This window comes from Caballeronia sp. AZ7_KS35 (genome assembly GCF_023631045.1).
GTDB classification, from domain to species: domain Bacteria; phylum Pseudomonadota; class Gammaproteobacteria; order Burkholderiales; family Burkholderiaceae; genus Caballeronia; species Caballeronia zhejiangensis.
In genome coordinates this window covers 1-13,977 of record NZ_JALQDV010000009.1, presented here as the reverse complement: position 1 = coordinate 13,977, position 13,977 = coordinate 1, and the positions used below count along the sequence as shown (strand labels likewise).

Below are 13,977 nucleotides of genomic sequence, written 5' to 3'. Positions count from 1 at the left end.
TCTCACCGACGCCAGTCCTCCGTGCGTTCTGCGCGACCGTGTTCTCCGTTGTCAGAATTTGCCGCCACGTAAAGGAGAACGCATGACCTACGCTTTTGAGGATTTCGAAATCGGCAGCGCCGTGACGCTGGGCGCGCACACGTTCACGAGAGACGAGATCGTCGGATTTGCGGAGCGTTACGATCCGCAACCGTTTCATCTCTCGGAGGCGGCGGGCGAGGCGTCGCATTTCGGCGGGCTCGTCGCGAGCGGCTGGAACACCTGTTCCGCGATGATGGGCATCCTCGTGCGCGACATGTTGCGCGGTTCGACCTCGATGGGCTCGCCCGGTCTCGACAACATCCGCTGGATCAAGCCGGTGCGCGTCGGCGATAGCGTGCGCCTCACCGTGCGCGTGCTCGACAAGCGCGTGTCGAAGAGCAAGCCGGATCGCGGCATCGTGCAGACGCGCTGGGAAGCGCACAACCAGAACGGCGAGCTCGTGCTGACCGTCGATTCCGCCGCGCTTTTCGGCCTGCGCAATCCTGTCGATTCAGGCGCGTCAGCCGCCTGACGCGTATTTCCCGAGTTCGAGCTTCGCGATCGCATTTCGATGCACTTCGTCGGGGCCGTCGGCTAAACGCAGCGTGCGCGCCGATGCATATGCATAAGCAAGCGGAAAGTCGTCGCAGACGCCTCCCGCGCCGTGTGCCTGGATCGCCCAGTCGATGACCTGGCACGCGACGTTCGGCGCGACGACCTTGATCATCGCGATTTCGCCGCGCGCGCCCTTGTTGCCGACGGTGTCCATCATGTACGCGGCCTTGAGCGTCAGAAGCCGCGCCTGCTCGATCATGATGCGCGCCTCGGCGATACGCTCCTGCGTCACGCCATGCTGCGCGATCGGCTTGCCGAACGCGACACGCGCGAGTGTGCGTCTCGTCATCAACTCGAGCGCGCGTTCGGCGAGTCCGATCAGACGCATGCAATGATGGATGCGCCCGGGCCCGAGCCGCCCCTGCGCGATTTCGAAGCCGCGTCCTTCGCCTAACAGCATGTTCGTCGCGGGCACCCGCACGTTGTCGAGCGTGATGTCCATATGGCCGTGCGGCGCGTCGTCGTAGCCGAAGACGTTCAACGGCCGATGCACCGTGATGCCGCTCGCATCGGCGGGCACGAGAATCATCGATTGCTGCGCGTGTTTCGGCGCGTCGGCGTCGGTCTTGCCCATCACGATATACACTTTGCAGCGCGGATCGCCCGCGCCCGACGACCACCATTTGTGGCCGTCGATCACGTAGCTGTCGCCGTCGCGCGCGATGCTGCAGCGGATGTTCGTCGCATCCGATGACGCAACTTCCGGCTCCGTCATCAAAAACGCCGAGCGGATTTCGCCGCGCAACAGCGGCTCGAGCCATTGGGCTTTTTGCGCATCGGTGCCGTAGCGTTCGATGGTTTCCATGTTGCCCGTATCGGGCGCGCTGCAATTGAAGACTTCGGGCGCCCACGGCACGCGGCCCATGATTTCGCACAAGGGCGCGTATTCGAGATTCGTCAGCCCCGCGCCGCGCGCCGATGCGGGCAGGAAGAGGTTCCACAGTCCCTCGGCGCGCGCTTGCTCCTTCAAGCCTTCGATGAGGCGCGTCGGAATCCACGCGTTGCCAGCCGCGCGATTCGCCGCGATTTCATCGGCGTAAGCGCCTTCGTTGGGATAGATGTGCGCGTCGAAGAAAGCGAGCAGCTTCTCGCGCAACGCCTGGACCTTGGGCGTGTAGTCGAAGTTCATGCGCTTGTCCCCACTTTTTGTGCGTATGTCCACGCGAGTTCGGCCATCGGCCGCGCGCGCTTGCCCGCATCGACGGCTTGCGCGCTTGCGGCGGTGCCATCGACGACGCGCTTCATGATGCCCTGCAGGATCGCGGCGATGCGGAACATGTTGTAGGCGAGATAGAAGTTCCAGTCGCCTTCGATTGCGAAGCCGGTGCGCTCGCAATAGCGCTTCACGTACGCGGCTTCGTCGGGAATGCCGAGCGCCGCCCAGTCGAGTCCGGCGATGCCGCGAAACTGCGATGGGTCGACATGCCACGCCATGCAGTGATACGCGAAGTCGGCGAGCGGATCGCCGAGCGTCGACAGTTCCCAGTCGAGCACGGCGAGCACGCGCGGCTCGGCCGGATGAAAGATGAGATTGTCGAGCCGGAAGTCGCCGTGCACGACGCTGACTTTCGGTTCGCGGGACGCGGGAATATGCCGCGGCAACCAGTCGATCAGGCGATTCATCGCGTCGATCTTCTCGGTTTCGGACGCGACGTATTGCTTGCTCCAGCGTCCGATCTGCCGCTCGAAATAATTGCCCGGCTTGCCGTAGCCCGATAACCCGGCGGCCTCGACATCGACGGTATGGAGCGCTGCGATCACGCGATTCGTTTCGTCATAGATCGCGGCGCGCTCGACGGGCGTCATGCCGGGCAACGACTGATCCCACAGCACGCGGCCCTGGACGAACTCCATCACATAGAACGCGCGGCCGATCACGCTTTCGTCCTCGCATAACGCGAGCATGCGCGCGACGGGAACGTCGGTGGCGGCGAGCGCGTGCATCACGCGATACTCGCGCTCGATCGCATGCGCAGACGGCAAGAGTTTCGCCGCGGGTCCGGGCTTCGCGCGCATCACGTAACTGCGCGCGGGCGTGACGAGCTTGAATGTCGGATTCGACTGGCCGCCGGCAAATTGTTCGATGGTCAACGGGCCGTCGAAGCCATCGACGTTCGCCGCGAGCCACGCTACGAGCGCATCGGTATCGAAACGCTGTTTGTCCTGCACGGGCCGCGTTCCTTCGAACGCGGAGAAATCGGACTGCTTTTGCGTCTCGTTGTTCTGCATCGTCTCCTCCGGACTGCGGTTTTCAGTTCATGTCGCCGGCCTTGTAGCGAACGAATTGGGCGTAGAGCAGTTCCATCGTCGTATTGTGCACGTCGGCGTGCAGCGGCGAGGGCGGCGAATGATTGATCGCGTGCACGACCCAGTCGGCCTGCTTGTCGCCGACATCGAGCGCGTTGATGCAGCCCGTCGCCTGCGACAGATGCCCGAAGAACGCGCGCCCGCCCGCGGTGATCGCGTGCGAGAGCAGCGCGCGATTGACGCCACCGTGCAGCACGAGCAGCGCCGTGTCCCACGATCGATCTTCACGCAGACGCGCGACCGCAGGCAGCACGCGGTCGAGCAATTCGCCGATGGTTTCGCCGCCGAGGAATTGCGTCTCTTCCGGCACGACGCCATCGAACACCGAGAGAAACGCGCGCTCGATGTCCGACACCGTCAGATCCTTCAGCTTGCCGCCGCGAATTTCCTGCCACTCGGGCCACACTTCGATGTCGATGCTTTGCCCCGTCGCGTCGAGCACGCGTTGCGCGGTTTCGATCGTGCGCGGCAATCCGCTCGCAATCACGCGATCGAAGCGCACGTTCTGCGCGGCGAACTCGCGGCCCGCGGCGCTCGCTTCCTCGCGTCCGCGCTCGTTGAGCGGCACGCTTTCGGGATCGATCGCGCGGCCGCTGTCGTCGAAATAGGTGACGTCTCCATGACGCATCAGAAAGATGCGCCGGCGCTTCGGCAATTCGTAGTGAGCCATGAGCTTAGCGATAGTTCGGCTGGCGCTTTTCGAGGAACGCGGTGATGCCTTCGAGCGCGTCGCCGTGATGCAGCGCATCGACGAAACTGTCGCGCTCCATGTCGAGATGCGCGGCGAGCGGCTGCAGTTCGGCGGCGTTGATGAGCGACTTGATGCGCGCCATCGCTTTCGGCGACACGCTGCCGAGATCGTCGGCCCACGCGATAGCCGCATCGAGCGCGATGCCTTTCTTCGTCAGCCGGTTCACGACGCCGACTTCATGCAGCCGCGCCGCGCCGATCGGCTTCGCTTCGAGCAGCACTTCGCTCGCGAGCGTGCGCGGCAGCGTGCGTGACAGAAACCACGATGCGCCGCCATCGGGCGTCAGGCCGACGCGTGCATACGACATGACGAATCGGGCGTCATCGGCGGCGACGATCAGATCGCACGCGAGCGCGAGCGAGAAACCCGCGCCGGCCGCCGCGCCTTCGACGGCGGCAATGACCGGTTTCGTCGATGAGCGCAACGCGCTGATCCATTCCGCCAGCAGATCGATGCTTTCGCCTTGCACCGACGGATCCTTCGCGCGGTTTTCCAGCAGGCGATTCAGATTGCCGCCCGCGCAGAAGAAGTTGTCCGCGCCGGTCAGCACGATCGCGCGCACGCTGTTGTCGCGCTCCGCCGTGTTCAACGCCTCGATGCCGGCCGCGTACATGTCCGGATGCAGCGCGTTGCGCGCGCCGGGATTGGACAACTTGAGCACGAGCGTGGTGTCGCTGCCCGCGGGACGGTCTGTCAGAAGTTCGGCGCTCATCTGAGCTCCTCGGTATGGGTAAGCGAAAGTCCGAGCTGCGCGCGCCGCGTGAGCCACGGCGAGGGCCGGTAGCGCGGATCGCCGAGCGCGGTGCAAATGTTGCGCAGGATCGTGAGGATCGTCGTCGCGCCGAGCGTATCGCCGAGCGCGAGCGGACCTTGCGGATAGCCCAGGCCGAGCATCACGGCGAGATCGATGTCCTCGGGCGTCGCGATGCCTTGCTGCGCGATATCGCAGCCGATATTGACGATCGTCGCGACGACGCGTTGCGCGACGAAGCCGGTCGAATCGCGGATAACGGAGACCGGCACGCCGTCGAAAGCGAGGAGGGCGTGCGCGGCGTCGCGCATCTCGGGCGAGGTCGCGGGCGTCGTCATGATCGTGCGGCGCGCGACCGTATCGAGCGGGAAGAGCGTATCGACGGCGACGACGCGCGTCGCATCGAGATGCTCGTTGACCGCGGCGGTGGTCGCATCGAAACCGAGCGGCGTCACGATGATGAGCGAATCCGGCTCCGGCGTGTGGCCCGCGTCGATGTGCACCGAGCAATCGCATTTGGCGATCAGCTTCAGCACTTGCTCCCGTCCTTCGTGCGATGCGCGGCTGATCCACACGCGCGTCGGCAGTTCGGTCGGCGCGGCGGGTTCGGGCGGCACGTCCTGCTTGCCATCGACATAGCGATAAAAACCTTCGCCTGCCTTGCGCCCGATGAGCCCGCCCGCGAGCCGCGTGCCCGTGATCGGCGACGGCTTGAAGCGCGGCTCCTCATAGAACTGGTGATAGATCGACTCCATCACCGGATGCGATACATCGAGCGCGGTGAGATCGAGCAGCTCGAACGGTCCGAGCCGAAAGCCTGCCTGCTCGCGCATGATGCGGTCGATTTCCGCGAAGCTCGCGACGCCTTCGCTCGCCACGCGCAGGCCTTCGGTGTTCATGCCGCGCCCGGCGTGATTGACGATGAAGCCCGGCATGTCCTTCGCGCGCACGGGCGTATGACCCATGCGGCGCGCGAGGTCCATCAATGCGTCGCCTGCGCGCGGGTCGCCGCGCAGTCCGTCGATGACTTCGACGACGCGCATCAACGGCACCGGGTTGAAGAAGTGAAAGCCCGCGACGCGCTCGGGATGCGCGCATCCGGCGGCGATCGCGGTGATCGAAAGCGACGACGTGTTCGACGCCAGAATGCAGCGCTCGCCGACCACGGCTTCGAGCTCGCGAAACAGTTCGCGCTTGAGGTCGAGGTTCTCGACGATCGCCTCGACGATGGCGTCGCAATCGGAGAGCTCGCCCGTGTCGCCCGCATCGCGGATGCGCGCGAGCGCCGCGTGCGCGTCGGCTTCCTTGAGCTTGCCTTTCGCGATGAGCTTCGCGAACGTGTCCGACAGATACTCGCGCGCCGCAGCGAGCGCTTTCGGATTCGTATCGTAGATGCGCACGCTGAGCCCGCCGAGCGCCGCGATCTGCGCGATGCCGCGCCCCATCGCGCCGCTGCCGACGATGCCGAGCGTTTCGATCTTGAAGTCTTGCGTACTCATGTTCCGTTCGACTCCTCGTTGTGGCGGTTATGGCGCGTGCGCCGCGGTTCAAAGCTTCGCGAGACGTTCCAGCGCGAGTGCGAGCGTTTCTTCCTTCTTCGCGAAGCAGAAGCGCACGACGCCCGACTCATGGCTCTCGTGATAGAACGCCGAAACGGGAATCGCCGCGACGCCGATCTCGCTCGTGAGCCATTGCGAGAACTCGGCTTCGGGCATGTCGCTGATCTTCGAATAATCGACGCACTGGAAGTAAGTGCCTTCGGACGGCAACAGCGAGAAGCGCGTCTTCGCGAGACCTTCGCGGAAGAAATCGCGCTTCTTCTGATAGAACGCGGGCAGTTCGAGATACGGCTTCGGGTCTTCGAGATAATGCGCGAGACCGATCTGCATCGGCGTGTTCACGGTGAACACGTTGAACTGATGCACCTTGCGGAATTCGGCCGTCAACGCGGCGGGCGCGGCCACATAGCCGACTTTCCAGCCGGTCACATGAAACGTCTTGCCGAAGCTCGACACGACGAAGCTGCGTTTCGCCAGCTCCGGATAGCGCGACACGCTTTCGTGCGGCGCGCCGTCGTAGACCATGTGCTCGTAGACTTCGTCGGAGACGATCAGCACATTGGTGTCGCGCACGATCTCTTCGAGCTTCTTCATGTCCTCCGCGCGCCACACGCGGCCGGTCGGATTGTGCGGCGTGTTGATCATGATGAGGCGCGTCCTCGGCGTGATCGCGGCGGCGATCTTGTCGAAGGGCAGCGCGTAGTCGGGCGCTTCGAGCGACACGAACACCGGGTTGCCACCCGCGAGTTCGATCGACGGCACATAGCTGTCGTACATCGGCTCGATGACGATGACTTCATCGCCCGGATGCACGCAGCACAGGATCGCCGTGAGCAGCGCCTGCGTCGCGCCGGCGGTCACGGTGATGTCGGTGTCGGGGTTATACGCGCGGCCGTAGAGCGCGTCGATCTTGCGCGCGATCGCCTGGCGCAACGGCGCGGCGCCCGCCATCGGCGGATATTGATTGTGGCCGTCGCGCATGGCGGCCGCGACGGCATCGACGATGCGGGCGTCGCAATCGAAATCGGGGAAGCCCTGGCCGAGATTCACCGCGCCTTTTTGCGTGGCGAGCGCGCTCATCACGGTGAAGATGGTCGTGCCCACGTTGGGCAGACGCGACGGGAAGTAAAGTTCGGGCGGTGTCGGCGGCAATTCGTGCGTCGTGTTCATGGTCGGATGGGCGTTGAATTTGGCTCGCGACTATTTTAAGACACCGTCAGCCGATGGCCGCCTGTGCCTCGAATTCGATGACGAACGGCTTCGGCTCGGCGATGCGAAACGCGAAATCGCGCGCGACGCGCCGCGCGAGCTTCAGCACCGCGCGGTCTTTCGATACGAGCCACTGTGCGCCCGATGCGTGCGCGAGTTCGAGAAACTTCTGGTCGTCGCGGTCCTTGCATTGGGGCAGCGGACGCCCGTTTTCGTCGATGGTCGCGGCCACGAGCGTCGAGAGGCGCGCGACGCTCGCGAGCGCGGCGGTCTTGTCGACGTCCATTCGCACGAATTGCGGATAGTCGAGCACGCGCGTGAGTTCCCTGAGACAGCGCTCGTCGATGAGCGCTTCGAGCGTGCGGGCAACGAGTGCCGCGTGAATCGGACGCGTGGCGGGGTCGTCGAATACGAGGATGTCGATCCACACATTCGAATCGAGCACCACGCGCGTGGAGCCAGGCTGCGGCGCGGCGGAATTGTCCATTCGATACAATCAGGGGTTTATGCCAATGATCGCCGGCGGCGTGCCGGCGAGCCTCCATGATAATCGTTCTCTCGCCCGCCAAATCGCTCGACTACGAGACGCCTGCCCATATCAAGAAGCACACGCTGCCGCAATTCGTCGATGACGCCGCGGAACTGATCGACGGACTGCGCGAACTTTCGCCGCAGCAGATCGGCGGCATGATGAGCATTTCTGACCCGCTCGCGGCGCTGAACTTCCAGCGTTACGCGGACTGGTCGAAGACCTTCGACACGAACAATTCCAAGCAGGCGGTGCTCGCGTTCAACGGCGACGTGTACGAAGGCTTTGCCGCGAAGTCGCTGTCTGCCGGCGATCTCGATTTCGCGCAAAATCATGTGCGCGTGCTGTCGGGGCTGTATGGTTTGTTGCGGCCGCTCGATTTGCTGCAGCCGTATCGGCTCGAAATGGGCACGAAGTTTCCGAATGCGCGCGGCAAAGATCTCTACGCTTTCTGGGGCGAGCGCATTACGGCGGCGCTCAACGAGCAGTTGCAGAGGCAGCGCGGCGCGCGGGTGCTCGTGAACTGCGCGTCGGAGGAATATTTTAAGTCGGTCAAGCCGAAGCTGCTGGCGGCTCCGGTCATCTCGCCCGTGTTCGAGGACTGGAAGGGCGGGCGCTACAAGATCATCAGCTTTCATGCGAAGCGCGCGCGCGGAATGATGGCGCGTTATGCGGTCGAGAACCGCATCGACGAACCGGAAGCGCTCAAGGGCTTCGACAGCGAAGGCTACAAATTCGATGCAAAAGCATCGAACGACACGACCTATGTATTTCGTCGCCGCGTCGCGGACTGAGATCCACGCGGCAAGCACGCAAGGAAACGCAGATGACTCTCTCTATCTCAAGCAACTTCGACGCGGGCGCGATCGAAGTCCTCAACGCCGACGATCCCGCCGACATTCGCCTGCGCATTCGTCCCGATTCGCACGCGGATTTCGCGCAATGGTTCTATTTCCGCGTGTCGGGCGCGCGCGGCGAGCGTCTCGTGATGACCTTCGAGAACGCGGCGCAGTGCGCGTTTCCCGAAGGCTGGCGCGACTATGAAGCGGTCGCCAGCTACGACCGCGTGAACTGGTTCCGCGTGTCGACGGAGTACGACGGGCAGGTGATGAAGATCGACCACACGCCTGACTTCGATCGCATCTATTACGCGTACTTCGAGCCGTACAGCGAAGAGCGCCACTCGGAGTTTCTCGGCGCGGTCCAGCAGATGCCGCTCGCGACGCTGACCGAGCTCGGCAGCACGGTTCAGGGCCGCCCGATATCGGTGCTGTCGCTCGGCATCCCGGATTTCGGCGACGCCGAGCCGAAGAAGAAAGTCTGGATCATCGCGCGTCAGCATCCGGGCGAGACGATGGCGGAATGGTTCGTCGAAGGACTCGTGAAGCGTCTCGCCGGTTTCGGCGACTGGGCGGGCGATCCGGTGGCGCGCGCGCTCTTCGAGCGGGCCATTTTCCATATCGTGCCGAACATGAATCCGGACGGCAGCGTGCTCGGCAACCTGCGCACCAACGCGGCGGGCGCGAACCTCAACCGCGAATGGATGGAGCCGAGCGCGCAACGCAGTCCGGAAGTGCTGGTCGTGCGCGAGGCGATCGAGGAGACGGGCTGCGACCTGTTCTTCGATATCCACGGCGACGAAGCCATTCCGTACGTGTTCGTCGCGGGCTCGGAGATGCTGCCGGGCTTCACCGAGCAGCAGGCGAAGGAGCAGAAGGCGTTCGTCGATTTCTTCAAGCAGGCGAGCCCGGATTTCCAGGACGTCCACGGCTACGAGTCGAGCAAGTATCAGACAGATGCGCTCAAGCTCGCGTCGAAGTACATCGGCAACGAGTATAAATGCCTGTCGCTTACGCTCGAGATGCCGTTCAAGGACAACGCGAATCTGCCCGACGAGAGCGTCGGCTGGAACGGCGCGCGCAGCGCGGCGCTCGGCGCATCGATGCTGCAAGCCATTCTGTGGCATCTGCAGGCGTTCGGCGCCTGAGCGCCGCCGACTTGCCGCCGATGTGAAAAGGGCGTGGCCGCTTCATGCAGCCACGCCCTTTTTTGTCGTGTCTTCGTCGCAGGACGAAGGGAGCTAGTGCTTCTTGGTGGTCTTTTTCGTCGACTTGGTCGAGGACTTCGACGTGCTCTTCGACTTACCCGACGACGCCTTCGTCTTCGCGCCGTGCTTGCCCTTCGTGGCGTGCGTCGAGCGAGGTTCAGCGCGCGCGCGCAATGGCGGGACGGGATCGTTCCAGCCGAAAGCGAGCATCTGACTGCCGACATAACCGCAGCGGAACTTGAGCGGAGTGGGATCGTTCCCGCCGTCCTTCGGCATGCCTTGGCCTTCGACGGTCACGACGTTGTCCACTTTGATTCGCTGCTTCTTCTCGTCGAACGAATCGTTCCATGGCTCGATCGCGGAATGCGAGGCATCGAACGAGGCAGGCGGAAATTCGACGTGATCGAACGCCGACGACGTGCTGGCGATGAAGTTGCCATGTGCAGCGCAATCCGCGACGAGCGGGTTGGCTTTGAAATCGGTGACGAAGTGGTGAATCAGTTCGTTGCGCTCGTCGAGCGAATCGGCAAAAGCGGACACGGCGCATGCCAACGATGCACATGCCGCCAACCGGCCGACGAGCCGCAGGAGCCGGCGCGGTGCGAAGTTACTTTCCATCAAGTCTGGCGCTAAGAAGACACGGGCAAGTAAGATGCGCCGTGTGGGGAGGGAGTTCAATCTTATCGTACTTTGTGCGCGTACCCATCGCCCGGAGTCCGATATCCGACTCCGCCAGTAGCAGTGAATTGATACGTTTCGCGCAACCTAGACGCGCGGGCCGCGGTCCAGGCGATAGCGGCGCACGTCATAGGTGGTGATCCAGGCGGGCTTATACACCGTGATCAATATGGTGAGCAGGCCCGTGAAGAGCGCCTCGCCGGCGCCCAGCAGCAGCGAGCCGCGCGTGAATGCCGGAGGCACGATGACCGGGCCGCCGGCAAGCGCCATCTCGAGCCCGACCGTCGCGCCACAAGCCGCGGCCACCGCAACCGCCGACGTGATGAACCCGTGTCCGGCGATGAAGGTAAAGAGATTGCGCGGCAAGCATAGGTTGCTCAAGCGCTGCAGCAATGTCGACACAGCGACGGGCACTGCGCCGAAGAGAAGATAGGTGGTCGCGACCGACAGCCACGATGCATCGAGCACGACGGCCGCGAGACCCGTGGTCGCGGCCGTGCCGATGAGCGCGAGCCGCCAGTCGAACAGCGTGACCATCAACGTTGCGCCCAATAGATGGATGACGGGTCCGTCATCGAACCATGCGTTGCATGCCCATAGCACCGAGATCGCGACGATGACGCCAAGCCACACGTTTTGCAGCGTGGCGTCCTGCAGGCGAGCGAACGGACGCTGCAGCATTGCGAGCGCGAGCAGCCCCGCGGCGGCGATCCAGCTGCCGACGGTTAGCCAAAGCGGTAGCGGTGTGTAGAAGAACCCCATGCCTTGCATATTACTCGTTGCGCGTAAAACGTGTGCGCAAAGGACGGACCCGTTTGCCTCGTTTGTTGCTAGAACGTTGATTCAGGCTCGGCGGCCATCGGCAGCGCGGCCGCATCGTTGTCGAGAAGCGACGGATAGCGCGTCCGCGGCCGGCGCAGCGGAATCACGCCTGGCTGGCCCGATACGACGCGCACCGGTTTCTCGCCTCCGCTGCGCAGAATCTCGAGATGCGAATTCTGCACGCCGTTGTAGATCGCGACCGCGGCCGCGCGATTTGTCGCGCCCAGCTGCTGGAAGATACTTGCAAGGTGGATTTTCACCGTGCCTTCGCTGATACCGAGCGTCTTCGCGATCATCTTGTTCGTGCTGCCCATGTGCACGCAGCGCATGATTTGCTGTTGTCGCGGTGACAGCGTCGGATGATGGCGAATCTTCGGCAGCTTGGCACTGTTTCGAATGCGGCGGGTGGTGAGCTCAAGCGTCAGTTCCGGGTCGACCACGTCCGGCGGAATGTAATGTCCACCGACGAGGACCATCTCCAGCGCGCGGAGTATCAGGATGGGATCGAGGGCGCGCGGGATCACGCCCATTGCGCCGACGCTCATCAGCGCGTAGACCAGCGCGGCGCCGCAACGGTCGACCATGATGGCCGCTGGCACATCTGGGGCGTCGTCGAGCAGGATCTGCAGGTCGCCGGTGCGCAGTTCGGGCGCCCAGTCGATCACGATCATGTCAGGGGAGGAGCGCTTCAAGGCGGAACGGGCTTGTCTCCAATCCTTCGCCTCGATGAATTGCGCTTGGCGCGCAACGCGGCGCAGCAATGTTTTAAGGCCCGCCCGGCGTTCTGCGTCGGAACCAATGATGTTGATTATCATGCTTCACCTCTTGTCAATACACCGTCGCCTACCGGCTTCGGAACTCGGCGCCGGTTTGCATCGGCGCCAGTCGGTATGTTGACAAATTTAAGGTGATTTGGCCCCCTATCCGAATGGCATAGGCATAAATACACAAAACCCCGCACGCGGCGGGGTTCTTTTTGGCGTAAATAGCTGCTATCGAGCATCGTTAATGGAAATGTGGCTGCGCAGGATCAGCGTCTTCCGGCATTTCAGCGTGAACGATCTCGCCGAGCGGATCGGCATAGAGCGGCACGCCGCAGTCGTCGCAGAACTCCGGTTCGAAGCGTCCCGCATGGCGGCGTACGTCAGAGACACCTGTCTTCTTCAGCAACTCGACGATTTCTTCCACCGGTCCATTGGCGCCCTCGAGATCGACCGGATCCTCGTCCATTCCGAGTTCCCCGTTCTCGCGGCCATAGAGCGGCCACACGACGCCGTAGATCACATCGTTACTGCCGCGACGTGTAAAGCCGATGCGATATTCGTCGATGCGCCGCTCGCCGAAGCCCGCGATGACCGCGCGCAAGTCCTGGGGCGCGGTGCCGAGCGTATCGAACAGATATCGGACGGCGGTACGTACGGTGTGCGGACGCACCTGCTCGTCGGCGTCGCGGCAGGCGGAGTAGTAGGCGTCAGGAAGCAAGCACTCGAACTCGCAGCCCGGCAGAATTGCCGCGAAGCTCGGTCCGCCTTGCGCGGCCCACTGTTCGAGGCATTGACCCCGCTCCACGCGGCTGCCGTTTTCGTCTTCCTGCCAGCGAAAGAACGCCGCACCGGCCGGTACGACGACCAGCGCCAATAGAAATCGCGGGTCCGCGAGAATCGGCGAGGTTTCCGGGAGGTCCGACAGATTCAGACGTGCGACGCTGCCGCTCGTCACCGTCTGCAGCAACTGTTGCGCGAGGCGCGACGTATCCACATGGTGGCGTGGCAACTGATCGATGCTGTACAGATAGGGCGCGACGGCTACCCGGGCATCGGCTGCGAGCACATGAGCCTGCATCTGCGTGCGCAGTGCGTCGACGGCATCGCCTTTGAGCGAGCCCGATGGAATCGCGTAGCGCGTCCACGCGAGCACCGGCGCGGCAATGAGCAAGGCTTCATGCGGTGCGCCTTCGATGTCGAATCTGAACGACTCGCTGTGCGTCTCGGCCATATCGGCGAGCGCGCCGTAGGCGTCCGGATGATTCTGCTGCAGATGGTCGAGCGCGGCGTCGAGCGTCGTCTGATTGCCGTTGCGCACGAGTTTGGCGATGAGCGTGTCGAGGCGAGCTTCCCAGAAGCGGTCCTCGACACGGCTGCCGGACGCGAAAAGCGCGAGGGAGAGGCTGACGAGCTTGTCTGCATCTGGGGGAATACGTTTTGCGATTCGCGAGCGCATATAGATACTAGAGTGAATTAGTGCGGTGAACCTTTGATTGTAGTCGCTCGGGCGATGCTTTTATCGTGCGGCGTTGCAACACGTCGATCGGAGGAGAGTGCAGCGTGACTTGGAGCGCCACGATAATTTCTTTGCATCCCCCTTGCGGAGTCGGGATTCGCTCACTAGAATTCCGTTCCTTCGCGATTCGATGAACGCGAAGGAAGCTGGAGAGGGCGGTATCGGCGGTGTGCTCGGGGGTAGGTTGTAGAAGGCTCCGGGCGCGGATCGGCAAGAAAAAGAAACTTCGAATTCTTGTTGACACGAACCGAAACGTTCTTCATAATCTCGTTTCTCTGCTGCTGATGCAGCGACGCAAGACGGAAGTTGAAGTAAGGCTTGTCTTGCGATGTGCTCTTTAAAAACTAACAGCCGATAAGTGTGGGCGCTTGATGGCGAGTGCGGCTGGTTCTTCGGAATCGGCAATAG

At 63.2% G+C, this 13,977-nt stretch carries 14 protein-coding genes; 3 read left to right on the top strand and 11 right to left on the bottom strand.

Annotated elements, in window-relative coordinates; all coding sequences use genetic code 11:
* Window positions 1-82 precede the first annotated feature (82 nt).
* On the top strand, window positions 83-553 hold the full coding sequence (locus NCT05_RS10245; RefSeq protein ID WP_250502219.1) for a MaoC family dehydratase: 471 nt from the start codon (window positions 83-85) through the stop codon (window positions 551-553).
* On the opposite strand, the gene NCT05_RS10240 is transcribed toward NCT05_RS10245, so the two are convergent.
* From NCT05_RS10240 to NCT05_RS10210, 7 genes are read right to left on the bottom strand one after another with little or no spacing between them, the layout of a single operon-like run.
* On the bottom strand, window positions 542-1,765 hold the full coding sequence (locus NCT05_RS10240) for an acyl-CoA dehydrogenase family protein (RefSeq protein ID WP_250502218.1): 1,224 nt from the start codon (window positions 1,763-1,765) through the stop codon (window positions 542-544). The two genes, NCT05_RS10245 and NCT05_RS10240, sit on opposite strands and share 12 nt — an antisense overlap.
* Complete coding sequence (locus tag NCT05_RS10235) at window positions 1,762-2,865, bottom strand: phosphotransferase (RefSeq protein WP_250502217.1); 1,104 nt, start codon at window positions 2,863-2,865, stop codon at window positions 1,762-1,764. The genes NCT05_RS10240 and NCT05_RS10235 overlap by 4 nt, the downstream gene beginning before the upstream one ends.
* 22 nt (window positions 2,866-2,887) lie before the next feature.
* Window positions 2,888-3,613 (bottom strand): histidine phosphatase family protein, encoded by a 726-nt coding sequence (locus NCT05_RS10230; protein WP_250502216.1) that lies wholly within the window; start codon window positions 3,611-3,613, stop codon window positions 2,888-2,890.
* Window positions 3,614-3,617: 4 nt separating this feature from the next.
* Window positions 3,618-4,406, bottom strand: coding sequence for an oxepin-CoA hydrolase, alternative type (locus NCT05_RS10225; protein WP_008341693.1), 789 nt, complete (start codon window positions 4,404-4,406; stop codon window positions 3,618-3,620).
* Window positions 4,403-5,944 carry a 3-hydroxyacyl-CoA dehydrogenase gene (locus tag NCT05_RS10220; RefSeq protein ID WP_008341692.1) on the bottom strand — a complete coding sequence of 514 codons (1,542 nt, stop codon included), beginning with the start codon at window positions 5,942-5,944 and terminating at the stop codon, window positions 4,403-4,405. The genes NCT05_RS10225 and NCT05_RS10220 overlap by 4 nt, the downstream gene beginning before the upstream one ends.
* Window positions 5,945-5,992: 48 nt before the next feature.
* Window positions 5,993-7,174: a pyridoxal phosphate-dependent aminotransferase gene (locus NCT05_RS10215; RefSeq protein WP_250502215.1), complete on the bottom strand. Its 1,182-nt coding sequence runs from the start codon at window positions 7,172-7,174 to the stop codon at window positions 5,993-5,995.
* Between the two features lie 46 nt (window positions 7,175-7,220).
* Window positions 7,221-7,700 (bottom strand): putative toxin-antitoxin system toxin component, PIN family, encoded by a 480-nt coding sequence (locus NCT05_RS10210; RefSeq protein WP_250434877.1) that lies wholly within the window; start codon window positions 7,698-7,700, stop codon window positions 7,221-7,223.
* 56 nt (window positions 7,701-7,756) lie between these two features.
* Between NCT05_RS10210 and yaaA the strand changes: the two genes are divergently transcribed.
* Together yaaA and NCT05_RS10200 are read left to right on the top strand one after the other, a co-directional pair.
* Complete coding sequence (yaaA, locus tag NCT05_RS10205) at window positions 7,757-8,536, top strand: peroxide stress protein YaaA (RefSeq protein ID WP_008341685.1); 780 nt, start codon at window positions 7,757-7,759, stop codon at window positions 8,534-8,536.
* Window positions 8,537-8,568: 32 nt separating this feature from the next.
* On the top strand, window positions 8,569-9,729 hold the full coding sequence (locus NCT05_RS10200; protein ID WP_008341683.1) for a M14 family metallopeptidase: 1,161 nt from the start codon (window positions 8,569-8,571) through the stop codon (window positions 9,727-9,729).
* A 93-nt stretch (window positions 9,730-9,822) separates the two neighbouring features.
* On the opposite strand, the gene NCT05_RS10195 is transcribed toward NCT05_RS10200, so the two are convergent.
* The 4 genes from NCT05_RS10195 to NCT05_RS10180 form a co-directional block, all read right to left on the bottom strand.
* On the bottom strand, window positions 9,823-10,407 hold the full coding sequence (locus NCT05_RS10195; RefSeq protein ID WP_250460381.1) for a BspC domain-containing protein: 585 nt from the start codon (window positions 10,405-10,407) through the stop codon (window positions 9,823-9,825).
* Between the two features lie 147 nt (window positions 10,408-10,554).
* Entirely contained in the window at window positions 10,555-11,229 is a 675-nt protein-coding gene (locus tag NCT05_RS10190) for a membrane protein (RefSeq protein WP_033535783.1), read from the bottom strand.
* 68 nt (window positions 11,230-11,297) lie between these two features.
* On the bottom strand, window positions 11,298-12,104 hold the full coding sequence (locus NCT05_RS10185; RefSeq protein WP_033535768.1) for a helix-turn-helix transcriptional regulator: 807 nt from the start codon (window positions 12,102-12,104) through the stop codon (window positions 11,298-11,300).
* 190 nt (window positions 12,105-12,294) lie between these two features.
* Window positions 12,295-13,509 carry a DUF2863 family protein gene (locus tag NCT05_RS10180; RefSeq protein ID WP_175983165.1) on the bottom strand — a complete coding sequence of 405 codons (1,215 nt, stop codon included), beginning with the start codon at window positions 13,507-13,509 and terminating at the stop codon, window positions 12,295-12,297.
* Window positions 13,510-13,977: the final 468 nt, after the last annotated feature.